The organism is Bartonella bennetti (assembly GCF_045945445.1).
Lineage (GTDB): Bacteria > Pseudomonadota > Alphaproteobacteria > Rhizobiales > Rhizobiaceae > Bartonella.
This window is the reverse complement of the sequence record NZ_CP174576.1, coordinates 1416151-1440354: the sequence shown is the minus strand read 5'-3', so window position 1 is coordinate 1440354 and position 24204 is coordinate 1416151. Positions and strand designations below refer to the sequence as shown.

At 35.5% G+C, this 24204-nt stretch carries 16 protein-coding genes and 1 pseudogene; 9 read left to right on the top strand and 8 right to left on the bottom strand.

Annotation, left to right across the window (positions count from 1 at the left end; translation table 11 throughout):
- The first annotated feature begins 697 nt into the window (after positions 1-697).
- A complete protein-coding gene (tsaD, locus tag ACJTDF_RS06475) occupies positions 698-1792 on the top strand; it encodes a tRNA (adenosine(37)-N6)-threonylcarbamoyltransferase complex transferase subunit TsaD (RefSeq protein ID WP_407965470.1) in 1095 nt (364 codons plus the stop codon).
- 37 nt (positions 1793-1829) lie between these two features.
- Complete coding sequence (locus ACJTDF_RS06470; RefSeq protein ID WP_407965469.1) at positions 1830-2258, top strand: EVE domain-containing protein; 429 nt, start codon at positions 1830-1832, stop codon at positions 2256-2258.
- Here ACJTDF_RS06470 and ACJTDF_RS06465 read toward each other — a convergent pair.
- The gene (locus ACJTDF_RS06465) at positions 2255-2818 is read right to left on the bottom strand and encodes a L,D-transpeptidase (protein ID WP_407965468.1); all 564 of its coding nucleotides are present in this window, start codon (positions 2816-2818) and stop codon (positions 2255-2257) included. The genes ACJTDF_RS06470 and ACJTDF_RS06465 overlap by 4 nt on opposite strands.
- Positions 2819-2885: 67 nt before the next feature.
- Here ACJTDF_RS06465 and ACJTDF_RS06460 point away from each other — a divergent pair, with 67 nt between their 5' ends.
- Positions 2886-3569, top strand: a complete 684-nt coding sequence (locus tag ACJTDF_RS06460) for a response regulator transcription factor (protein WP_407965467.1) — start codon at positions 2886-2888, stop codon at positions 3567-3569.
- 64 nt (positions 3570-3633) lie between these two features.
- Here the strand turns inward: ACJTDF_RS06460 and ACJTDF_RS06455 are convergent, their stop codons facing one another.
- The 5 genes and pseudogenes from ACJTDF_RS06455 to argH form a co-directional block, all read right to left on the bottom strand.
- Positions 3634-4368: a class I SAM-dependent methyltransferase gene (locus tag ACJTDF_RS06455; RefSeq protein WP_407965466.1), complete on the bottom strand. Its 735-nt coding sequence runs from the start codon at positions 4366-4368 to the stop codon at positions 3634-3636.
- A gap of 260 nt (positions 4369-4628) precedes the next feature.
- Positions 4629-7046 carry a TIGR02302 family protein gene (locus tag ACJTDF_RS06450; protein WP_407965465.1) on the bottom strand — a complete coding sequence of 806 codons (2418 nt, stop codon included), beginning with the start codon at positions 7044-7046 and terminating at the stop codon, positions 4629-4631.
- A 115-nt stretch (positions 7047-7161) separates the two neighbouring features.
- Positions 7162-8436 carry a diaminopimelate decarboxylase gene (lysA, locus tag ACJTDF_RS06445; protein WP_407965464.1) on the bottom strand — a complete coding sequence of 425 codons (1275 nt, stop codon included), beginning with the start codon at positions 8434-8436 and terminating at the stop codon, positions 7162-7164.
- Positions 8437-8444: 8 nt separating this feature from the next.
- Complete coding sequence (locus ACJTDF_RS06440) at positions 8445-8624, bottom strand: hypothetical protein (RefSeq protein WP_407965463.1); 180 nt, start codon at positions 8622-8624, stop codon at positions 8445-8447.
- A 13-nt stretch (positions 8625-8637) separates the two neighbouring features.
- A pseudogene (gene argH / locus ACJTDF_RS06435) lies at positions 8638-10084 on the bottom strand (argininosuccinate lyase).
- 29 nt (positions 10085-10113) lie between these two features.
- Between argH and ACJTDF_RS06430 the strand changes: the two are divergent.
- Positions 10114-10812 carry a TlpA family protein disulfide reductase gene (locus ACJTDF_RS06430; RefSeq protein WP_407965462.1) on the top strand — a complete coding sequence of 233 codons (699 nt, stop codon included), beginning with the start codon at positions 10114-10116 and terminating at the stop codon, positions 10810-10812.
- 478 nt (positions 10813-11290) lie between these two features.
- On the opposite strand, the gene ACJTDF_RS06425 is transcribed toward ACJTDF_RS06430, so the two are convergent.
- Positions 11291-12148, bottom strand: coding sequence for a YihY/virulence factor BrkB family protein (locus tag ACJTDF_RS06425; protein WP_407966236.1), 858 nt, complete (start codon positions 12146-12148; stop codon positions 11291-11293).
- Between the two features lie 699 nt (positions 12149-12847).
- Between ACJTDF_RS06425 and ACJTDF_RS06420 the strand changes: the two genes are divergently transcribed.
- The 3 genes from ACJTDF_RS06420 to ACJTDF_RS06410 all read left to right on the top strand — a co-directional run bounded on the left by ACJTDF_RS06420 (position 12848) and on the right by ACJTDF_RS06410 (position 16451).
- Positions 12848-14020 carry a COG4223 family protein gene (locus ACJTDF_RS06420; RefSeq protein WP_407965461.1) on the top strand — a complete coding sequence of 391 codons (1173 nt, stop codon included), beginning with the start codon at positions 12848-12850 and terminating at the stop codon, positions 14018-14020.
- A 12-nt stretch (positions 14021-14032) separates the two neighbouring features.
- The gene (locus ACJTDF_RS06415) at positions 14033-15577 is read left to right on the top strand and encodes a heme biosynthesis protein HemY (RefSeq protein ID WP_407965460.1); all 1545 of its coding nucleotides are present in this window, start codon (positions 14033-14035) and stop codon (positions 15575-15577) included.
- 88 nt (positions 15578-15665) lie between these two features.
- Positions 15666-16451, top strand: a complete 786-nt coding sequence (locus ACJTDF_RS06410) for a glutamine amidotransferase (RefSeq protein ID WP_407965459.1) — start codon at positions 15666-15668, stop codon at positions 16449-16451.
- A 319-nt stretch (positions 16452-16770) separates the two neighbouring features.
- Here ACJTDF_RS06410 and ACJTDF_RS06405 read toward each other — a convergent pair whose 3' ends face one another.
- On the bottom strand, positions 16771-21486 hold the full coding sequence (locus ACJTDF_RS06405; RefSeq protein WP_407965458.1) for an NAD-glutamate dehydrogenase: 4716 nt from the start codon (positions 21484-21486) through the stop codon (positions 16771-16773).
- Positions 21487-21739: 253 nt separating this feature from the next.
- On the opposite strand from ACJTDF_RS06405, the gene ACJTDF_RS06400 reads away from it, so the two are divergent.
- Both ACJTDF_RS06400 and ffh read left to right on the top strand, forming a co-directional pair.
- Complete coding sequence (locus tag ACJTDF_RS06400; protein WP_407965457.1) at positions 21740-22399, top strand: carbonic anhydrase; 660 nt, start codon at positions 21740-21742, stop codon at positions 22397-22399.
- A 226-nt stretch (positions 22400-22625) separates the two neighbouring features.
- Positions 22626-24185: a signal recognition particle protein gene (ffh, locus tag ACJTDF_RS06395; RefSeq protein WP_407965456.1), complete on the top strand. Its 1560-nt coding sequence runs from the start codon at positions 22626-22628 to the stop codon at positions 24183-24185.
- Positions 24186-24204: the final 19 nt, after the last annotated feature.

Below are 24204 nucleotides of genomic sequence, written 5' to 3'. Positions count from 1 at the left end.
TGAGAATCATGCTGTCGTAAGCCATTGATTTGTTTTCTTTGTAGCATTTATAAGAAGATGAGGTTGTAACTCACTTGTCCCAACGAATACATCAGTGTCCTCATATTCATATAAATAAAGTAAGAAGTATTGATTATTATATTATGTAAGTATTTTTCACAAATTTGCACTCTCTAAAAAGTACGTAATTTATGCAATTATTTTTTTAATATTAGTATAGAGACAATTTATCATTACTTTTTAATATGAAAAAACAATTATAGCCAAATAATTGGTAATCTTAGGCCAGAATTTATTAAAATCAGTGAAATCTAACAAACAAATAATATTTATAACTCATCCAGTAAAATAAGACAATGCAATGTATATTTACTTTGCCAGAAAATCAGAGAAATAAGCTACTTTGTGATGAAATAAATCAAACTGCAGCATCATATTTTATGCGACTGAATCATTTCCATACAGCACTTTAATGATGGTATAAAAATTATACAAAACTTTATAAAACTATACAAAAAGCTATTGGTATGAAGCATTTTGTTTGATTAGTGTAAAAATTGCTATCATAACTATTATAGACTATATAGTGGAATTTATTCTCAGATCAACCAATTTAAAGTGAAATTCTTTGCATCTTTATTTATTCATGATACGTGTATCTTTTAAAGATATTCTATAATGTAAGATTTGACCTAAGATGCGTTTGTTGGGAATAGAAACAAGTTGTGATGAAACTGCTGTCGCTGTTATTGAGCGCAATGATGAAGGAAAAAGCCGTATTCTTTCTAATATTATTTGGAGCCAAATTGATCACCATGCACCTTATGGTGGTGTTGTTCCTGAAATTGCTGCACGTGCTCACGTTGAAGTTCTTGATGGTTTGATTCTCCAAGCGCTTACAGAAGCCGATCTAAAACTTAAAGATATTGATGCCATTGCAGCAACAAGTGGTCCTGGTTTGATAGGAGGACTTTTAGTTGGACTCATGAGTGCAAAAGCGTTAGCTTTTGCTACCAAAAAGCCTTTTATTGGAGTTAATCATTTAGAAGGACATGCTTTGACAGCTGTGTTAACGCATAATGTTAATTTTCCTTATTTATTACTCCTAGTTTCAGGTGGTCATACCCAAACAGTTCTTGTTCATGATGTGGGTCATTACCAGCGTTTAGGAAGCACTATTGATGATGCATTAGGAGAGGCCTTTGATAAAACCGCAAAACTTTTAGGTCTTTCCTATCCTGGTGGTCCAGCACTTGAAAAAGCTGCTTTATTGGGGGATAAAAATCGTATTTCTCTTCCACGACCATTGAAGGGTGATAAGCGATTGGATTTTTCCTTCTCTGGCCTTAAAACTGCTGTTCGACAAGTAGCAACAGCTATGGCACCCTTGACAGAGAGTGATGTTTCCGACATTGCTGCAAGTTTTCAAGCAGCTGTTATCGATATATTGCAGGATCGGGTTGGTTTATCGTTACAACAATTCATTTATCATTATCCTTTTTCTCATCATGAGGCCTCCACTCTTCCTGCTTTAGTAGTTGCTGGAGGAGTCGCTGCTAATCAAGCTATTCGTTCTAGTTTGCAAAAGCTTGCTCATCAACACGGTTTTGAATTTATTGCTCCACCTCTTTCTTTATGTACAGATAATGCTGCAATGATTGCTTTTGCTGGTGCTGAACGTCTAGCACGGGGACAAGTAAGTTCTCTTGATATCGGACCTCGTTCACGCTGGCCATTAGATGAAAAATCTCTTCCTTTAATCGGGACAGGGCGTCGTGGAATAAAAGTATAAACCTGAAAAATCATTAAAATTTATAAAAGGAGACTTCATGGCTTATTGGCTTTTCAAATCTGAACCGCATAAATGGTCATGGGACATGCAAAAACAAAAAGGAGGTGATGGTGAACAATGGGATGGTGTGCGCAATTATCAAGCACGCAATAATATGCGGGCTATGAAATGTGGTGATAAAGGTTTTTTTTATCATTCAAATCAAGGATTAGAAATAGTTGGTATTGTAGAAGTATGTGCTGAAGCACATCCTGATTCTACTAGTTTAGATCCACGCTGGGAATGTGTAGATATTCGTGCTATTTGTGATATACCAAATCCCGTTTCATTAAAACAAATCAAAGCTAATCCAAGATTAAAAAATATGATGCTGGTTAAAGCTATGCGCTTATCGGTACAATCAGTTACAGAAGATGAATGGAAAGAAATCTGTTCTATGGGAGGATTGAAACTAGCATATCTTTAACCTAAAATGATAATTTTTGTTTGCTGATTAATGTAAGGCAAAATACGTTGCATATCACGATATGAGAGTGCAATACATCCTTCTGTTGGCATATAATTGTTTCGTGCTAAATGTATAAAAATAGCACTTCCTTTTGCCATCTTTCGCTCTCTAATATTCCAATCCAGAATAAGTCCCATATCATAAATGCCATCTTCACGTTGCATCTTTTCAGCACTTTTGGGATAAGGAAGACGTACCAAACGATTATAATTGGCATCTCCACTTGCATCACACCAGCCATCGTGTGCTTGAATATGACGGATTGCTAACTTTGAACGTGGAAAATAACGGTAAAAATTATTGCGAAATCCCCCTAAACAACGCATATTTGCTAAAGGAGTAGCACCATCGCCTTCACGTTTAAAAGCAGAAATACCAGCTCGCCCTAAAGCACAAAAAAAACGATGCTGACCGATACAAAGAATACCCTGTGTTTGCATACCTGTTTGTCGTCGGATAACAATAGAAGAAACGAAAGTTTGTTTTATATATATTTTCTTTTTTAATGCCACTTGCATGCAATCCTATTTTCATGAAATTATTCTTCACCCAATTTTATTGTAAATATACCTTATAGGGAAAAAAATGAAGGACCATACCCTTTTAATCGTTGAGGATGATAACGATCTTCGTTCTATTCTTGTAGAACAATTGCAAATTCATAGAGAATTTGAAGTGCTTCAAGCAGAAACTGCTGAAATAGGGATTACAGTGGCTCAAAAAGAAAATGTTGATCTAGCTATTTTTGATGTGAGACTTCCTGACCTTGACGGTCGTGAAGCCGTAAAAAAATTACGTTCCCAAGGATTTCGCGCTCCTATTATTATGATTACTAATTGTGATACAGATTGCGATACTATTTTAGGTTTTAAAATGGGTGTTAATGATTACGTGACAAAACCTTTTCGTTTTTCAGTGTTGTTAGCTCGTATTCGCGCCCAATTACGGCAATATGAATACAATGAAAATGCAATTTTGTATATTGGCCCTTACATTTTTAAACCTAGGGAAAAATTCCTTATTGATAAACAGAACGATAAAATCTATCTCACAGAAAAAGAAACAGCAATTCTTCAATATCTTTATGATAACAGAAATAAAATTGTAAATCGTGAAACATTATTGGAACACATTTGGGGCTACAACACAGATATTATCACTCATACATTAGAAACTCATATTTATCGTTTGCGTAAAAAAATTGAAAAAGATCCTTCTAAAGCAAAAATTCTTGTTACAGATCATAATGGATATCGTTTGAATCTTTAATTGTTCTGCATGCGCACTATTTAAATACAGTTCGGAGAACATTTTCTCTAAAATAAAAATCAGATTAAGGTGATTTATCTCTTTCACATGCTTGTGGTGTTAACGTGGGAATAAAAACGCGTCGCGACTGACGACGCTGCACAAAAGAACCTTGATAGACATGCTTTTCTGCTGAGCACACTAAAAGTCCACCAAAATAAGGGAAAACATGACTTGCTAATGATTCATAAAAGAATGAAAATAACCGGGATACATAGTTTAAAGAAGGTGTATAATGTAGAATTTCTTGTACTGGTCCAGTAATAAAGTTCGTTTCTTTAAATAAACGAACAACTTGTTGTCGGCTATAAGATTCTCCATAGCCAAAAGGTGTGTGATTATTACGTGCCCATAATCCACAACGATTGGGAACAATAACAATAAGACGGCCATTAGGAATCAAAATACGCCATATTTCGTTTAGTGTTTCGTGTGAATTTTTTGTATATTCAAGCGCATGCACCAATAAAACGCAATCAATCGAAGCATCGGGAAGAGGCAAATCTTCTTCAAAAACAAGTGCTGTCGCGACCTTATCAGGATAAGGCCAAGGTGATGCTCCTTGACTAGCAGGCATAAAAGCATAACATTGTTTCGCACGTTTACGCAATACAGAAAGATAAGGAAGCGCATAACCAAGGCCCATAACTCGTTTATCTATAAGATCAGGCCAAAAGATATTTAATTGATTACAAACTGTCGTTTGTACACGTATACCAAGCGTAGAAGTATAAAAATCTTTTAGTGTAATTATGTCCAATTTAAAATACCGTTTAGAAGCAAATTTTAAGTACCGCAAGTTTTTACATACTTAAATTTATATGGAATTCTGCTTTTTTGTCTCAAGAAGAAAAATATTAATCTTTAATTTTCTTTATCTGAATGATCTTAAAAGCACAGGAAAAAGTTATTTTATAGTCTCCTTCATTATAAGTAATGAACTTTATTATTATCTGTAGTGCTTTTCTTCCCATAATTATTTGCAATATATTTTTCAAAAGAGTAGTAACAAATTATTCTTCAATTAAAATGAAGCAATCTTTCAAGATAATTCTTTTCTTCTTCTGAAATATGCTCATTGCTAAGGCGTTTGCGAATTTCATCCAAAATTTGCCGTGCGCGCATCTTATCATTTTCTTTTGGTTCAATTACACCTTCTTGTTTTTGGTCAATTTCTGGGGAGAGTGGACGCCCTAACGGATCTTTACGATTATGAATGGCATTCTGATTATTTTCTGCTTTGTTAAGCATTTCACGCATCTTTTTTAACACATTTTGTGCGCCTTGTCGTAAAGCTTCTAAAGCATCTGATTGATTTTGTATTGACAGCTCATGATCTTGTTTATCAAGAGCATCTCTTGCAGAATTCATTTTCTCTTCTGCTTCTTTCAAGGCATCACTTGGTTCAAATCCTTCTGCTGTCAATTCTTTTTTCAATATTGATAATTCAGACTGCAATTCATTTTGGCGTTTTTTCAAGGTTTCACTCTCTACTTTGGGGGTAATGTTTCCATGTCTCTGATCTGTTTCTAAATTGTGTGTATCATTAAGAATTTCTTGCTGACGGCGCATTAAATCACCAAGTTGATCTATTTTTTCTTTCATTTGTGTCGTTTGGTTCTTGTTTTGCTCATTTGTTTGATGATTTTTCCGTATTTGCAAATGATCAAGTGTTTGTTCAATTTCAGCTAAAAGCTGTTCAGCTGCAGAAGAAGAGCCCATTTTAGCCATTTCCTCAATTGAATTCAGTTTGTTTTGTAATGTATCTGTAGAAAGATTAGCCTCTCTCGAATCGTTATCTTCTGGTGTTTTTTCAGCTAAAGCATTGATATAATCACTTACAGCTTGTCGTAAATCTGCCATAAGTCGCTCGATTTCAGTAGTAGAAGCACCATGCCGCAACGCATCACGGAGAGCAGCTTGTGCTTGTTTTAATCTCTGTTGAGCAGACTCGAACTGATTATCTTCAATACCTAAAGCAATTTTCCATAAATGATCAACGACATCTCGCAATTGATCCTCTGTTTGTGCCATAGAAAGCCTTGTCCATGCGCTCTGTAAAAGAAGAAAATGAGTTGTATTTTGAAGACCATTTTCTGGACGTAAAAGCAGAGCAGAAAGCATATCAAGCACATACTCGGGTTTAGACGCGTTAAGAGCCAATAAACGACGTTGTTCATTGATTGCACGTGCAACAGGATTCGCAAAAATACGCTGTGGTAATGTCATGATAAAAGTTTTACTGCGCCCCTGTTGGCCAGCTCCATCTTTTACGACCAAAGTGATTTTTACTTCTGAACCAGCCCATGGATGGCTTGATAAATCTTGCACTGTCCGCATTTTACCTTTTCCACCACGTGCTAAAAGAAGCTTTATTTCAGGTGCTTTATAAAGGGGAGGGCTATTTTTTTTCTGATCAAATAAAGGTTCTATTTCAACAAAAGCATTTGTAACTCCATAATCATCATCCATTTCATACTTTAATTCTAATGATCCAGATAAAATTCTCTCTGGTTTTTCTAACCAATGAATCGTCGGTAATTGATCTTTAATCATGTGTAAATGCCATTGTTGTTGCTTATGGCGCGACGATAAAGATAAATATATTGAACGCTCTAAATGTGTTTCAAAACGAATAATTGAATTATTTAAAGCCGGTTGTTCATTCTTCTTAGTAAGTGGAATTTTCTGTCCATCTTCTTCAGAGATTGCTGTTACTGTAATACCAGCACCATTGACAATACGAACAACAACCTCACTGCCTTCAGGAACTGTAAATTGTGTTGTTTCATTTTGCGTTAAATAAATGGGTGCAACTCCTGTATAAGCAGGTGGTGTAACCCAAGCATCAATTCGCATTGATGTTTCATCAACGGGAGGACGGAAATCAAATGCATCTGCTAAACGTCCACCTGATGAACCAAAAGAAAAACTGAAAGCACAGACACAAAATAGAACAAATAAAGCTCTAAGAGCCATAGGATCGTAGGAAGCACTCTTAAGATGAATTAATCCGACTCGCAAATGATGCAATTGTTCTGCCATACGGCGCTGATGTTCGCGCCAAATATTTGTAGTTATATCTTTTTCATCTTCAAAGTGTAAACGATCCGTTTGAACATTTAGAGGTTGGTGTTTGAGATTATTTGTTCGTTCGATATGGTCATTAATATCTTTAATTTTAGGCAAACGGAAACCGAAAAGCAGAGAAAGACTCCCTGCTGCTATAAAAAGCACTAGCCACAAAAGAAATAAATGCGCCCAATAACCAAGAACATTGAAAATGCCAAACCAACTAAGCGAAAATAAAAGGCTTAGAGCAAGAAAAAAAGGTAATAATCGTGGCCATATTCGCTCACAAAACAGGATACACCAAACAAGAATGCGCACAAACAAAAGCTTTAGTTCTGAAAAACTTTTGATGTTTTTATGTTTCATAAATAAATATTTACCCTCTTTTATAGCAGCGCTTTAAAATTATAAGATTCATACAAAATAATTATCAGAAAATAAATTGTTTCATTAGAGTTGAGTGAAAATAAGACTAAGATATTTAAAAATTCTCAATCCAATTTGGAATTTGATCGAGACCTATTAATTGTCCATAATCAAGACGTGGACGAATAACTGCATAACGCATGTCTTGAACTAAAACCTCTGGTATTAAAAGCCGACTATTATAAGTATTTGACATTACCGCGCCATAAGCCCCTGCTCCTGTAATTACCAAAAGATCTCCTGTTGACAATATCGGCAAAGAACGATTCAAGCCTAAATAATCACCTGTTTCACAAACAGGACCAACAATATCTGCATTGATAAGTAAAGCATCACTTGGTTTCTCCTTTACCAGTAGCACATTTTGCCAAGCTTCATAAAGTGTTGGGCGAATAAAATCATTCATTGCTGCATCAACAATAACAAAATTTCGCTCTTTTCCCCTTTTTAAATGTATAACAGATGTGACTAATATACCAGCTTCACCAACAATACTGCGTCCAGGCTCTAGGATAATATTGATTCCTAAAGGAGCAATATGTTTTCTAACGAGTGCAGCATAATCAAAAGGAGAAGGAACGGAGTAATGTTCAGAACCATAAGAAATGCCAAGTCCTCCTCCAATATCAACATGCGTTATAGCATAACCATCGTCCCACAACTGACGTACAAAATCTGCTGTAATAAGAAAGGCATCTTCAAAGGGTGTTAAATCACAAATCTGACTGCCGATATGTATATCTACACCACAAACATATAAACCAGGCAATTGAGCGGCTTTTTTATACACTTCTCGTGCTGATGAGAGTGGAATACCGAATTTATTTTCAGATTTGCCTGTTGTGATTTTTTTATGAGTTTTTGCATCCACATCTGGATTAATTCGTAATGAAATGCGTGCTGTTGTGGAAAGTGCAACAGCACGTGCTGATAATTGTTCAAGTTCTGGTTCTGACTCAACATTAAAACAATGAATATTTTGTGTAAGAGCAAAATCGATCTCTTTAACTGTTTTACCAACACCAGAATAAACAATTCGGTGATTAGGGATACCGGCTGCAAGTGCACGTCGCAATTCACCTTCTGATACCACATCAGCCCCTGCTCCGCTCTTTGCTAAGAGCCGTAAAATCGCTTGATTAGAATTAGCTTTGACTGCATAAGCAATCAGATAAGGCATATCTTGAAATGCTTGCTGATAATTTTCAAAATTTGTAATAAGTGTACGAGCTGAATAACAATAAAAAGGTGTTCCTACCTCTTGCGCGAGCATAGAAAGTGAAAGATCTTCAGCATGAAGTTCGCCTTGATAATAAGAGAAGCAATGCATAAAAAAACCTATTGTATCAGCTGATCGAGAATAAAAGGCTTATCTGCTTTGCTTTCAGAAATAAATGCTTCTTGCGAAAGATTTATTATCGTTGAAGATGGTAAATCTAGTATTTCTCTACGTCCACACCCAACTATGACAACATTACAGAAAAGAATAATTATTAAATTTTTCACAATGGTTATCATATATCTTTTCCCATTATATGGATATTGTTTCTGTTTTATTTTTTGCATTAAAAAATAAAATCACTTGAGCGGCTATAAGGCGCTTTTTCCAATAAGCAATCTGACGCAGTATTTCTGAAGGTGCTGTTCCACCAAAACTTTTTCGGCTTTCAACAGGTTTCTCAACTGTCAAAATATCAAAAATAGCTGCATTGATATTTGGATGTATTGTTTGAAGTTCAACTGATGATAACTCATTAAGAGTGCACTGTTTTTTTTCTGCTAATGCCACAATACATCCAGTGATATGGTGTGCCTCACGGAAAGGAAGTCCTAATTCACGAACAAGCCAATCAGTTAAATCAGTCGCTGTTGCATATCTAAAATGAGCTGCTTGTTTCATGGCTTCTTTATTAATTTTAAAATCACCAATAATTCCTATCATTACTGTTAGCGATAATTCCAAACTCAAAGCTCCATCAAACGCATATTCTTTATCTTCTTGCATATCTTTTGAATAAGCAAGGGTAAAGCTTTCATTACCGTTATTAGCCCAATCAAAGCAGCTTTTAACCGGCTTGCTTTAGCACGTATAAGCTCAGCAGCATCGGGATTTCTCTTTTGTGGCATAATAGATGAACCCGTTGAAAAAGCATCTGATAAATGAATAAAATGAAATTGTACACTCGACCAAAGAACAATTTTTTCTGCTAAGTGCGAAAGATGCATGGCACAAAGAGTTCCAACGCTTAAGAATTCTAATGCAAAATCACGATCCGAAACACTATCAATTGAATTGCGTGTTGGCTCACGAAAACCCGATGCTTCTGCTGTCATAAAACGGTCAATCGAAAAACTTGTGCCTGCTAAAGCAGCAGCCCCTAAGGGGGATTCACTCATTTGTTTAATCGCATCACGCATACGCGATAGATCTCGACTAAACATTTCAACGTAGACCATCATATAGTGACCAAACATGACGGGCTGTGCAGTTTGTAAATGCGTAAACCCTGGCATAAAAGTATCGACATGTTATTTTGTTCGAATCAGTAATTATTTTATCAGCCCTTTTAAAGCTTGTACCATTTTTTGCATTTCTTCTCGTATCCACAAACAAAAATCAACAGCGACTTAATCATTTCGTGAACGTGCTATATGTAAACGTCCTGCAACAGGGCCAATTAATTCATTTAGTCGTGCTTCAATATTTATATGTATATCTTCAAGTTTTCGTGAAAATGTGAATGTACCCATTTCAATTTCTTGATGAATTTTCTTTAAGCCATGGGTAATTTTTTATAGTCAGATTGCGAAATGATCTTAGTTTGCGCTAGCATTGCTACATGACAAAGTGAACCCTCAATATCTTGTTTATAAATTTGGTCAAAGTCAATTGAAGCGTTAATTTCTTCCATCATTGCAGCAGGTCCTGCTTTAAATCGGCCGCCCCATATCTGGTTTTTTAATTCCTTATCTGTCATACTAATATTTCTTGAGAAGGACAAAAATTATGATCCATCAAATTTTTATTAGCCGAAGAAGTAAGAATAAAAAAATACAATGCTTCTTTGTGTTTTTTACCATTGTTTTAAGTTTATACATAACAATCAATCAAAATAACAATAGAAGAGCTCTCTTTCCAAATTTTATTTCAGAGGCAAGAGCTCAAGCAACAGATATCAATAAAAAACAGACGGAAAAAGTAGAAAAAATTAAAAAAGCAGCAAAGGGCTTTTTTACACATATACGATTTGCTGATACTTCCTATGATATGAATCAATTCTCTTTTAAAGATATTGAGGGAAAAGATCATAAATTGTCTGAATTTATGGGAAAACCAATACTCGTTAATTTATGGGCTTTTTGGTGTGCACCTTGCCGTGCAGAAATGCCAGAATTAGCACAATTAAAACGTGATATGGGGGGAAATAATTTCGATGTTATAGCTATTAACATTGATAAAAATACTTCTGCTGAAAAAATTAAAAAGTTTTTAAGTGATGCTCATGCTGATAATTTAGTTTATTATCGGGATAACACAATGAATATTTTCCAGGATATTAGAAAAAAAGGACTTGCTTTAGGTTTGCCTATCACATTTCTCATAGGTAAAAATGGTTATCTTATCGCTTCATTCAATGGAGCTGCTCCATGGGCTGATGATGATGCAAAAGCGCTTATAAAAGCCATTATTGAAGAAGATTTATAGCTTTAATAATTTTTTTAACGTAGTGCGATTAAATCTAATAATAATGAATAAAGAAGGTGTATTTTTGCAATAAAAAAGGTAAGCTTTACCTGTTAGATAGCTTTATTCCTAAAAATCTTTCATTATTAACAGCTTGACCAATCACAATCTCGCATAAGAAAATATCTCATTGGTAAAAGGTACATTCACTTAGATTGTGCAACTTGTATTTTACAATAAAAAAGAGATTCCATTTGTAAAAATGAAATTAGTTTCATGATTATAATTTAAATTTTGTTATCTATATCAATAGTAACAGTTGCTTCTACGATAAGAGATTTTTAGGAGAGAACAAACAATGAGTTACAATAAATATTTAGAACTGATAAAAGTTGTATACTATGATCAATTCCAGACTTTTAGAAAATTAGCGTCAATACTATTTCCAAAATTGCTATGAGTTTTTTGTATTTTTCTTTTATTTTTAATCAATAGGAGATTACTTTAATTTATCTACGCGTTTTGAATGATTACGGTAAAATATAATTGCTGCATTTATTTCTCCTCCTAAAATAAAAATTGCACTTAATATGTACAGAAAAATAATTGCAACCATAATAGAAGTTAATCCTGCGTAAGTAGAAGTATAATTAAACATTATCAAATATTGTGCGAAGGCAATAGAGGCTAAAAACCAAACAAATATTGTCACTAAAATACCTGGTAAAATATCTATTACTTTCCGCTTTCCTGCCGGCAACCATTTGTGAACAATTAAAAGACTCGTAAAAAGAACAATTATCGCAATTACATAACGCCATAAACGAATCATACTAATATATTCAGTGATGTGGGAAGGGTAGTTTTGCATAATTTTAATCAGCAAAGGTGCTAAAACCAATAAAAAACTAATAACAACAAGACCTACTGTCCCAATAATCACAAAAAACAAACTTTGAAAACGACAAAAAAACAAGCTGCGCTGATCAATAACACGGTAAGCTTTATTTAATGCTGTACGCAAAGCGCTCACACCATTTGAAGCAAAATAAGCTGCTCCAATAACTGAAAGCGTTAATAAATCTCCTCGTTGTGTGGTTAGGACAGTAATGATTTCTTTAGAAAGAGGTTCTGCAATTGCATCCGGCAACAATTGCACAAGTGCTTCAATTTTTTGCGGCGTATATGTAAATGCTCCGAGAAAACTAGCAAGAGATGTCCCAAAAATAAAAAAAGGAAAAAAAGCTAAAAGTCCAGAAAGTGCAACATGGCTCGCAAAGGCGCTCCCATTATCACGTAAATAATGGCTTACTGCATTAAAAAAAATACGGTAGCTATACCACAATGTCCTTTTTATCAAATTTAAATACCTTTTGATAATATCTTCACAATTAGCACAGTTTTTTCGTTAGGGGTATATAAAAATGAAAAACATTTGCACAATAGGAACTGTTTCCCAGAATGTTCGTATACGTTAGAAACAACTATTGTATACTTCTATTTTAGTGTTTTAGAACATTTTTTACTATGGAGAATATATCGAAAATAAAATGGAAAAATCGATTTTAAAGCGTTATAAGGTTCTACTAGATATTTATAGTAAGAAATATTCGTAAACGAATCTGAATTATTTAAAAGTAATGAAGTTATGAAGAAAGTTTTAAAGAGTTTATATTGCGCAACTATACTCATAAAAATATTAGATAGTATTCAACCTAAATATTTTCTCGTATGCACTATGGAGAGCATTTTTTAAATTAAAATTAGAGGAATAAGGCTATTTGGATGTTTATATTTTTGCGGCTTGTGACAGTTTCCATTCTAAATTATTTCCTGATTTTTTATAAAATATTATAGGATTGAATATATTCATCATTCTTATTTTTAAAAAGGATCTTCAGTAGGGGAAATTTTAAAAGATTTTTCTACATTTATCATATATTGTTCACAAAAAGCACTATGCGACAAAGGATATTATTCGAAAAACATTTAATTAAAGTTTTTTTCATTTTGTTATCGTATTGTAAAAAAGCATGTGATAAGAAAAGTGATCATTATGGTAAATTCTTCAAGATCAAAAGAAAAATTAAAAAATCATAAGGTATCTGTTGTTCAATCTGAAATTATAGATAATGACTCAGAGCAAGAAGCACAACATTCAGCAGAGCCAATAACAACAAAGCAAAGCAGTGTCGAGAGAAAAAACATATGCGGAGTTGGTATTGCTTTGACTTCTTTAGTGGTTTCAGGGATTATTGGTGGTCTTATCACTGTAAGTTTTTGGATAGGCATTCAAAAAGCAGGTTTTCTTCCTTCTTTTTTAGTAGTTGATCGTTTTGAGGAAGAAAAAAATCTTCAGATTACTATACGCGCAAAAGAAAAAGCAGAAGAAACAGAAAAGCAGTTGAATCATGTGCTTCAACAGTTTGATACATTGAAGAAAGATTTTTCTTCTTTTTCATCACAACGGGTTGAAGCTTTTCAGGAAGATGAATCTTTTCAAAAAGAGAGAAGCAAAGTTTTTACAATCTTAGAAAAAAAAGTAGATGCTTTCGAAAAGTATGTCCAAGCTTTGACTGGAATATCAGAAGATATAAAGACAGCTTTATTTGTTGGGCAAAGTAATAAAAACGATATTATCATCTTAAAACAACGATTAGATAATATACAAAAGGAAATAGTCACTCAAAATAACGAAAAAGATGGGATAAATACTGCGATGTTCGTTGCAGTAAGTGCATTAAAAAACGCTATAGATCGTGGTGGATCTTATGTGCGTGAATTAGAAACAGTGCAACATTTTTCACCTTCTATTGCGGGATTTGATTTGTTACAGAAAACAGCAAGTACCGGTCTTCCAAGTCCTGCAAAGCTTTCAGCTGATTTTGCTTATGTTGCAGATAAAATTGTTGGTACGCAAAATAGTGTTGTACCGAATGCTGATTTTTTAAAGAAGGTTGAGGTATGGATAAAAAGTCTTATTGTTTCACGCCCAATTGGATATGTTGAAGGGACAACAGTTCCTGCAGTTGTGGCTCGGATGGAAGTTGCGATTCAAGCTGGAGATTATGAAAAAGCTTTAGCTGAATGGCAAACTTTACCTCAAAATGCTAAAGATATTTCGGTAGATTTTATTGATCAGCTTAAACGACATCTTGCTGTCCATCACGTTCTTCAACAGATGTTGATTGTTAGGCCAAAAAGATCTTCCGAAGCTGCAAAGATGTAAATAGGATCAAAAATGATACGTATTTTTATTTATATTTTTGCCGTTTGTGCGATCGGTGCAGTTTTTAGCTGGGGTGCCAATAATAATAACTTTTTGGTCATAACATTTTTGCAGATGCGGTTTACTGTCTCATTGCTTACGATTATTAGTGGGCTTGTTATACTGTTGACGATATTAGTGTTTTTATGGAAGTTTTTTGGAATTATTTTTTCCATTCCTGGAACTTTATACAGCTTTTTTTCTGGATGTTACCAAGAATATGGACGCAAAGCTCTTATAAAGGGTTTGCTTGCAGTTTCCGCAGGTGATTATATAGCTGCACAAAAAATGGAAATACGCGCATTAAAATACCTTGTAAAAGATTATGAACCATTGATAAAGCTTTTAAGAGCTCAAATCTTATCTTTGCAAAAAGATTCTATGAAAGCTATTGCTCTTTATGAAGAAATGCAAAAAGAAGAACCGACAAAGCTTGCTGGGCTTTATGGTTTGTTTCGTGAAGCTATAAATACAAAAGCTTATGATGTAGCACAGCACTATGCAGAAGAGGCACTAGCTTTGTCGCCAGCGCTTTCATGGGCTCAACAGTTTGTTCTCGATCGATTGAGTGCTGAGGGGCAGTGGAATAAAGCACTTGATGTTTTTCATCGAGCGCAAAGAGCTTTGCCACATTCTGAGCATTATACTTCAGAACGTAAGTATACTCATGCTCTTTTATTAAGTGGGTTAGCACTTCATCTTATTGAGACTCAGCTCGTGGAAGCACGTAAAGCTATTTTAAAGGCCCATAAATTGATGCCTGATTTTGTACCAATAACGGTGATTATGGTAGATATCCTTTATCGATTAAAAGAAGTTCGCAAAGCTGATAAAATGATTATTAAAGCTTGGCAGAAAAATCCTCATCCTGATTTTGGCGCACTTTATCTTAGGAGAGAAGAAAGTGCAGTTGGGCGTTTGAAAAGAGCTAAAACACTTGCTTCTTATAATAAAGATATATTTGAGTCAGCTTTTATTGTTGCAAAAGCTGCTCTGGATGCAGGGGAATTGGAATTAGCAAGAGAGTACGCACAAAGAGCACTAACCTATTATCCACGTGAAAGCGTTTATTTATTGTTGGCAGATATTGAAGAAGCACAAGGGAATGGTCAAGGGAGTCGTCAATGGTTGTCTTTAGCATTATGCGCAGAACGTGATCCAGCATGGGAGTGTGATGGTTCTTTTTTTCCTTTTTGGTTGGCAGTTTCTCCAATCAGCGGTCGATTAGGTCGTTGTGAATGGAAAGTACCTCCCCGTTGTCCTCCTATAACATTAGAAATCGATAACATGGCGCGGACAAAAGAAGACAAAAAAGGTACCGTAAATGAAAAAAAAGTTATTAAAGATAAATCCTTTGAAGAAAAGTCATTGGTAGGGCCTGATTTTTTATTAAAATCGCACACAAAAAAACAGAATAGAAAAAAAATTGATCAGATACTTTTAAATGCTGAAGATTTAGAGAGTAAGGAAGAAGAAGAAAGGATTTCTTTACCAAGAGAGAAATTTCAATTATTTTAGAGGTGTTGTAGATATTTTTGATAAAAATAACGCTCTTATTCATTACAAAATTAAATTAAATCTGGTTGTAAAAATGATTGGTTGAAGAATGTTTTTCGCGAAAACATGTCTTGATAAAAAACAAAGAAACAGTAAACTAAAAATTGCGGTAGTTTTGCATCATCAATCTCCGCAGACTGGTTTTTTAGGGAAATTTTTACAAAGAAATGGTTTTGTTCTTGATTTTTATTATCCTATTTTAGGGCAAAAACTTCCTAAAACATTGAAATATCACGCTGGTGTTGTCATTCTAGGTGGTCCGATGAGTGTGAATGATAAGGATGCCTATATTCATGAGGAAATTGATTGGGTTTCATTATCTTTGAAAGACAATAAACCTTTTTTAGGAATTTGCCTTGGAGCACAGATGCTTGCAAAAAATTTAGGTGGGCGTGTTGCTGCAAAAAGCGATAAAAGTGTAGAAATCGGTTGGTATCCATTGGAAGCAACTTTACAGGGAAAGGCACTTATGAATTGGCCAGAAATGGTCTATCATTTACATAATGAAGGGATCTATGATTTGCCTAAAGAAGCTATTCTTTTGGCAAGAGGTCAGACATATCCCACACAAGCTTTTCGTTATGGCAATAATGCATGGGGTTTACAATTTCATCCTGAATTAACGCGTACAATGATACAAGATTGGTTAATACATTCAGCTCAAGAATTAACTAAAAAAGGTGCTCAGTCTGCTTTTACACATTTAAAAGGTTATTCACTTTATGGTCAAATTTTGAGTGAATGGTTTGACAATACATTACAAAAAATTTTCGGTGTTCCCACTGTTGGTAATATGGGAATAGAGAATTGTACCGATTCTGAAAATTATTATTAAAAAAGAATTTTAATTTAATAAAGTTATGCCAAACAATGTAATATCAAAAAATCCAAACAGGCATGATTATTATCATTTTCGTGGAAGAAAAGAGAGCAATTGTGAAAAAGAATAAGATTGGTGAATTGCTTATTGTGCTTATTCCACTCTTAGTATGATTTAATATTGATCATATTGTTTAGCATGGATAAGAATAATGCTCATAATTTTTTATTCTTAATTTTGAATTCTCTTTTCTTCAAAGTAGATAGTTTACTTTTTTTCTCGCAGATTACGTGCGAGAAGATAAATAAAATTTTCTAAAATTGGTTTTAATGCTTTACGTTTGGAACGCAATGTTTTTGAGTTGGGCAATCATACTTGCTGTAAAAGTAAAGCGTGAAACATTGAGATCACCTTCAATCAAGGCACTAACGCGGTTGATAATATTGCAAATTTGATCTTCACCAGATTTTAACCAAGCTGCTAGAGGATCACTTTTTTCATTATAATTTTTAAAAATTTTTATAACGATTTGTCGCAAGCTCTCAGCAATACTTTCTTTAGCTTCACTTAAGGCCATACCATCATAATAATCAAGGATAGGAATTGCTTGGCTTGCTTCATTAATACGATTTATACGAATAATCTGAGCAAGTGAGAAATAGATTTTTGCGGTTTTCATAAGGTCACTTTTGCTTTGTTTTGCAATCAGAGAAATATCACAGATCATTGGAGCAACGTCTAAAAGAGCTAATTGTGTTGCCAAAGCTTTTGGTGCTCCTTCTTCATTGTATTGCGCTGATTTTTCCTCAATTTTTTGATTGATATCTTGACTATTGGTGTGCATAAGCTCTTTTTCAATCAAGGTACGAGCTGTTTTTATTGTTTGCACAATTTCCTCTAATGGCACTGAGAGATCCATATTACGCAAGCCCCAATTGGTTGCTTCAAAAAGCATAGAAGTGATTGCTGCATAGAATTTATTTTGATTTAATCCCGGTATTTTATTATCAAGATTATCAACTTGTTTTGAAAGCTGAGGAATTTCAAAACTATCTCGGATAACAATGAAAACACGAATGATATTTTCAGTTTTTTGGCCTGTTATATCTTGTAAGTGATTAACAAAAGTGGGTCCACCACGATTCACAATATCATTAGCAATGAGGGTTGCAATAATATCACGACGTAATTGGTGCCCAATGATTTCGTTTTTAAAATTTTGATGAAGTTGGGTTGGAAAATAATTCAACAAGGTTGTGTCGAAATAATGATTATCAACAATAGGATTGTTCGCAATTTCTTCTTGCAGAGTTAATTTAGCATAAGCTAAAATAATTGCGAGTTCTTGGCGTATAAGTCCTTGATTTTGGCTAATTCTTTGGCGTAAAGTTTGTTCATTAGGGAGAACTTCAACTTTACGATCTAGAAGTTTTTTCTGTTCTAAATCGTGCATAAAACGTATTTGATAAGGTAAATCAATGACACTTCGGTTTTCAGCTAAGGAAAGCGAAAGGGTTTGCAAATAATTATTACGCAAGACTAATTGTTCAACTTGTGGGGTCATGTTTTTCAATAATTCATCACGGGCTTCACGAGTAAGTTTTTTGGCGCGTAGAGCTGAGGCAAGAACAATTTTAATATTAACTTCAAGATCAGAACAATTAACACCTGCGGAATTATCAATGGCATCGGTATTACAGCGTCCGCCGTTTAAAACATATTCAATCCGACCGCGTTGCGTAAGACCGAGATTGGCTCCTTCACCAATAACTTTTGCGCGCACTTGTTCACCAGTGATGCGAATGGAATCATTGGTGCGATCGCCTACTTGAGTATCAGTTTCCGTTGTTGCACGAATATAGGTTCCAATGCCGCCAAACCATAAAAGATCTACAGGGGCTTTTAAAATGGCTGAAATAATTTCAAAAGGTGTTCCTGTTTGTTTTTCAAAACCAATAGCTTGTGCTGCTTCAGGAGAAAGAGTGATTGTTTTAGCTGTTCGTGAGAAAATGCCACCACCTTTTGAGAGTTTTGTTTGGTCATAATCTTGCCAGCTTGAACGAGGAAGTTGAAAGAGGCGCATACGCTCTGCATAACTTGTTACTATGTTTGGTTCGGGATCGATGAAGATATCGCGATGATCAAAAGCAGCAACCAGCTTTGTTTGTTGAGAAAGTAACATTCCATTCCCAAAAACGTCTCCTGACATATCACCAACTCCAACACAGGTAAAAGGTGTTGTTTGAATATCGTGATTAAATGATTCTCGAAAATGTCTTTTTACAGCTTCCCATGCACCTTTAGCTGTAATACCAATCGCTTTATGGTCATATCCCGCTGATCCTCCGGAAGCAAAAGCATCGTCAAGCCAAAAATTATTTGCTTGGCTAATAGCATTGGCCGTATCAGAAAAGGTCGCAGTACCTTTATCGGCAGCAACAACAAAATAAGGATCATCGCCGTCATAACAGATTACGTTTTGAGGTGGGTATATTTTACCATCGATTAAGTTATCAGTAATCGAAAGGAGTGCTGCAATGTAGTCTGTATAAGCTTGTCGTGCGGCTTCTGTTACAACGGCACGATCATTTGTTTGAGGAAGGTTGTGGGGGAAAAATCCACCTTTCGCACCCACAGGAACAATAACAGCGTTTTTAACTTGTTGAGCTTTAACGAGATCTAAGATTTCAGTACGATAATCCAATGCACGGTCAGACCAACGAATACCACCACGAGCAATAGGACCAAAGCGTAAATGGACACCTTCAACTTCAGGTCCGTAAACAAAAATTTCTCGATAAGGACGTGGTTCAGGTAAACCTTCAATTTGGCGTGGATTTAATTTGGTTGCTATGATGCGCCGTGGGCTTCCATCTGGAAGAGGAGAATAGGCATTCGTTCGTAAGCTTGCAACAATGAGATTACGATAACGACGCAAAATAAGATCATCATCCAAACTTGGTACTTTCTGCAGTTTTTCTTCAATACGTTGTTGAATAATTGCTTCATTTTTGAGTCGTTCTTTTTCTTTATGGCTTTGATGAAATTTCAAATAAAACAAAGCGTAAAGATCTTGAGTAATATCAGGATAAGCATTTAAAGTTTGAGCAACCCGTTTTTGGGAATAAGGAATTCCAGTTTGTTGGAGATAACGCCCATAATGACGCAAGATAACAATTTCACGCCAATCGAGTTGAGCTGTTTGTGTTAAGGCATTAAAGGCATCATTGTTAGTATTTTGTTTCCAAACGGCTTCAAACGTTTCAGCATGCTTTTGTGCGTTTTTATCAAGATCAATATCGAGTTGGAAAGCACTTTCCAATTGCATATCATGAAGATATACAGAATGCTCATAGCTGTCTGAGAGCTCTAATGTCTGTTCAGCAATAACACGAAAGCCCATATTTTCAAGAAGAGGTACACGTTTGGAAAGGGCAAGCGCTTCATTGCGATGAAAGAGTCGCAGAGAAATATTTTGTTTTTCTTTATTGTGGGCGCGGTAAAAAGTAACGAAAAGAGCTTTTTCGTTATTAAGACTTAAAATACGGTCAGCATCTTTAATGGCATCTTCGGCTGAAAATAAGTCACGGTAGCTATTGGGAAAGTGACTGGCTAAAAATATTTGCTGATCTGTTGCTTTATGAATAAGAGCTACGGTTTGGATACTATCTTCCCAATTTCGCGTTATAGAGCGAACATGATGTTCCAGTGTGGTTCGCTCAATCACAGGAGCACTGTGATTTCCTGTACAATGGATAATGTAATGGACGCGGATAAGGGTACTTTCTAAGAAGAGTGGATAAGATTCAAAGAAGTCACCTTTATAGGTCTCAACAAGGTATATTCCAATTTTTTCGCGGATATTACTACTATATTGGTCACGCGGTACGTAGACAAGAATCGAAACAAAGCGTCCAAAAGGATCGGTGTGAGCGAGTACCCGTAAGCGCGGACGTTCATCTAATTGCATGATAAGCTCTGCATTTTCTGTCAATGTATCGATATCAGAGCGAAACATTTCATCTCTTGGATAGGTTTCTAAGACACTCATCAATGCTTTTCCAGAATAGTCGGCCTGATTATATCCAAGGCGTTGAATAATGGTCTCAGCTTTTTCTTTTAAAAACGGAATTTGCAGAATAGAGTGCGTATAGGCTGAGGATGTAAACAACCCAACAATACGTAATTCTCCACACAGAGATCCTTCTTTATCAAAAATCTTAATACCGATATAATCCAACCAAACAGGGCGGTGGATTTTTGAGCGGCTATTGGCTTTTGTAACAATAAGTAAATTGTCACTCTCCATAAAAGATAAGACTTCTTTGGGGCGTTCTTCTACGCTTGCATCACCAATAATGCGAATAGAAGCATCAGTAAGAATACCTAGTTCAATACTACCGTTTTTAAAGGCTTTTTTTGGTTCTTGACCTTCGGTAAAGTTATAGGTCCGCATTCCAAGGAAGATGAAATTATTGTCCATAAGCCATTCGAGAAATTCAATGGCTTTTACTCCTTCACTTTGGTAGTTCGGTGGAAGATTTGTTTGATAGGTATGAATATGCTTCTTGACTTCTTCAACCATGGGTTTCCAGTCTTGTACAGCCGCATTGACTTGTTCAAGAACCAGAGTGATTTCATCTTTAAGCTTTTTTGTCTTTTCTTGGTTTAATGATTCAATGTGGATTTGCATCAAGCTGATACGTTGTCCAGAGGCACATTCAAGAATAGGATGTGCGATCAGATAGATGTGATTTATTTGTTGCTTAAAAACATGTAAAATAGAATCGAGGAGAAAAGGTTTGTTGTCGTTAACCAGTGTAATAACGGTTATAGATTTATCATTGCGCGTTAAAGTGTGTTCAAAATAAATTGTACTTTTACCTGGTTGGTGGGATTTAAATGCTTCAAGGGCTGCGTTTATGGCTTTTTGAAGCTCATCTTTTTTATAGAAAGCAATATCTTCTTTATCGGTATGAGCAAAAAGAACTTGTTCTATTTTATTTTGAGTACTCTTTATATCTAGTGCTGTTTGTGTTGACACAATCATCCTCCCTTTATTTATTGTGGCAACCCTTCCTTTAATATTAAGAGCAGGTCCTTATGCCATTTCTACACTGTAACATCTTCCTTTTGAGGTGAATAGCTATTTATTGTAGCTGATAATAAAATTATTTTCTACTTTGTAAGAAGTGTTTGGTTGTTTTAAGGAAGTATATTATGTGTTTAACAAGAATATTTTCATTAATTTTATTTTTGTGAAATAAGAACATATTTTTAAAGTAGATGAAAGTAAATATATAATGACGTATTTACCAGAAAAGCTTTTAAGCGGTTATCAATCTTTTATAAAGAATCATTTTACGCATAAAGTGGAACGTTATTGGCAATTAGCGGTGGAAGGACAGAAACCTGAAACTTTAGTGATTGCCTGTTGTGATTCGCGTGCGATACCAGAAGTTATTTTTGATGCGAGTCCTGGTGAAATGTTTGTGCTGCGTAATGTCGCCAATTTAGTTCCTCCTTTCTTTCCTGACCACCAATATCATGCAACATCAGCGGCTATTGAATTTGCGGTGCAATTGCTGAACGTTAAGCATATTGTTATTTTGGGGCATGCGCATTGTGGGGGGATTAGGAATGTTCTTAATGGAAAATGTACATCTTTATCATCAGATGATTTTATTGGTCGATGGATGAGTCTTTTGTGTCCTGCTGCAGAAGCAGTAACCAAGAATAAATTGATTACTCCTTTAGAGCGACAGACTGCATTAGAACGATTTTCTATTTGTTATTCGCTGCAGAATTTGGAAACATTTCCATGGTTAAAGGCACGTAAAGATCAAGGACTTTTGACAATACACGGTGCTTGGTTTGACATTGCAAATGGTGAATTATGGAGTATGGAACAGGAAACAGGTGATTTTATACGTGTTGAGAGTGGAACTTTTGCGCAGGTATAAGTGATTTTTATTTTAGTTTTCATATAAAAAGATGCTGTGTGATATATCTTGACAAAGAAAGGTTTTTGTTGTTTGAAGAAAACAGCATTCAATGACAAGATTAATTTGGAGCCACCGCCTGGGACCCTGTCGTGGTATAAAAAGATCCCAGAGGTCAACATCCGACAACGCGTTGCGTCCTCGGGTGCCATGTTGATTTGTTTGTTATGAAGCAATGAGGTAAGTGATGTTTGAAACTTTGCAAGAACGCCTTGGTTCCATTTTATCTAGTTTGACGGGACGTGGCGTTTTATCAGATCAGGATATAACAACAGCGTTGCGCGAAATTCGCCGTGCTTTGTTGGAGGCTGATGTTGCTTTAGATGTTGTCCGTTCTTTTACCGATAGAGTTCGTGAGAAAGCTGTTGGAACTGCAATTGTTAAATCAATTAAACCTGGTCAAATGGTTGTGAAAATTGTTCATGATGAACTGGTTCATATGCTTGGGGGGGAGAGTGTTTTAAATGATTTCAATGCACCAGCACCCGTTGTTGTTATGCTGGTTGGTTTACAAGGATCAGGTAAAACAACAACAACAGCAAAACTTGCAAAGCGTTTAACAGACAAGCACAATAAAAAGGTTTTAATGGCATCGTTGGATACACGCCGTCCTGCAGCGCAAGAGCAACTCCGTCAATTAGGGGAGCAAGTGCAAATTGCGAGTTTACCGATTGTTCCTGATCAATCTGCTGTCGATATTTCTGCACGTGCAGTGCAGGCTGCTAAATTAGGCGGGTATGATGTTGTGCTTCTTGATACAGCAGGACGTAACCATATTGATGAAGCACTTATGCTTGAATTAAAAGAAATCAAAGCATCTTCACAACCTTACGAAATTATGTTGGTGGCTGATAGTCTTACTGGTCAAGACGCGGTTAATCTTGCACGTTCTTTTGATGAGCGTATAGGGATTACGGGAATTATTTTAACACGTATGGAGAGCGATGGTCGTGGTGGGGCTGCTCTTTCAATGCGTGCAGTGACGGGTAAGCCGATTAAAGCAATTGGAACCGGTGAAAAAATGGAGGCTCTAGAAGAGTTTCATCCCCGTCGTGTTGCAGATCGTATCCTCGGTATGGGTGATATTGTTTCTTTGGTCGAAAAGGCTGCTGAGACAATTGATCGTGAAAAAGTAGCAGCTTTTGCGAAAAAAATGCAGGCTGGAAAATTTGACCTTAATGATTTGGCTGAACAGTTGCATAAAATGAAAAAACTTGGTGGAATGGGAGGCATTATGGGCATGATGCCAGGGTTGAGCAAAGTGAAGGATCAAATTGCAGCTGCAGGTTTTGATGATCGTCTTTTTAATCGGCAATTAGCAATTATTTCATCTATGACGCATGCAGAGCGTGTTAATCCTGAAATTTTAAAACATAGCCGTAAACAAAGAATTGCTAAGGGGTCGGGGACAAGTGCAGCAGATATTAATAAGCTTTTAAAAATGCACCGCCAAATGGCCGATATGGTAAAAGCTATGCGAGGCAAAAATAAAGGCGGTTTTCTGGAGAAAATGTTAGGGGGGGTCGGTTCCAAAATGGGATTTAGTGGTATGAAGGCTCCTGGGGCTATGCCCGATTTATCAGAATTTGATTCAATTGAATTTTCAAAACTGCAAAAGCAGGTTGAAAAGGGTCATTTAGGGGGTGGATTACCCGGACTTCCAGAGCGTGGATTAACATTTCCTGGTCTTTTAAATGATCTTTCAAAGGGTAAGGAGAGAAAATCTCCTTTTTCTAAGAAGAAATAAAAAGACAAAAAGAGAGGGA

Excerpts from the sequence above, each read along its gene's own strand:
- tsaD (WP_407965470.1), top strand. The coding sequence starts at position 698 with ATGCGTTTGTTGGGAATAGAAACAAGTTGTGATGAAACTGCTGTCGCT.
- ACJTDF_RS06470 (WP_407965469.1), top strand. The coding sequence starts at position 1,830 with ATGGCTTATTGGCTTTTCAAATCTGAACCGCATAAATGGTCATGGGAC.
- ACJTDF_RS06465 (WP_407965468.1), bottom strand. The coding sequence starts at position 2,818 with ATGCAAGTGGCATTAAAAAAGAAAATATATATAAAACAAACTTTCGTT.
- ACJTDF_RS06460 (WP_407965467.1), top strand. The coding sequence starts at position 2,886 with ATGAAGGACCATACCCTTTTAATCGTTGAGGATGATAACGATCTTCGT.
- ACJTDF_RS06450 (WP_407965465.1), bottom strand. The coding sequence starts at position 7,046 with ATGAAACATAAAAACATCAAAAGTTTTTCAGAACTAAAGCTTTTGTTT.
- lysA (WP_407965464.1), bottom strand. The coding sequence starts at position 8,436 with ATGCATTGCTTCTCTTATTATCAAGGCGAACTTCATGCTGAAGATCTT.
- ACJTDF_RS06440 (WP_407965463.1), bottom strand. The coding sequence starts at position 8,624 with ATGATAACCATTGTGAAAAATTTAATAATTATTCTTTTCTGTAATGTT.
- ACJTDF_RS06430 (WP_407965462.1), top strand. The coding sequence starts at position 10,114 with ATGATCCATCAAATTTTTATTAGCCGAAGAAGTAAGAATAAAAAAATA.
- ACJTDF_RS06420 (WP_407965461.1), top strand. The coding sequence starts at position 12,848 with ATGGTAAATTCTTCAAGATCAAAAGAAAAATTAAAAAATCATAAGGTA.
- ACJTDF_RS06415 (WP_407965460.1), top strand. The coding sequence starts at position 14,033 with ATGATACGTATTTTTATTTATATTTTTGCCGTTTGTGCGATCGGTGCA.
- ACJTDF_RS06410 (WP_407965459.1), top strand. The coding sequence starts at position 15,666 with ATGTTTTTCGCGAAAACATGTCTTGATAAAAAACAAAGAAACAGTAAA.
- ACJTDF_RS06405 (WP_407965458.1), bottom strand. The coding sequence starts at position 21,486 with ATGATTGTGTCAACACAAACAGCACTAGATATAAAGAGTACTCAAAAT.
- ACJTDF_RS06400 (WP_407965457.1), top strand. The coding sequence starts at position 21,740 with ATGACGTATTTACCAGAAAAGCTTTTAAGCGGTTATCAATCTTTTATA.
- ffh (WP_407965456.1), top strand. The coding sequence starts at position 22,626 with ATGTTTGAAACTTTGCAAGAACGCCTTGGTTCCATTTTATCTAGTTTG.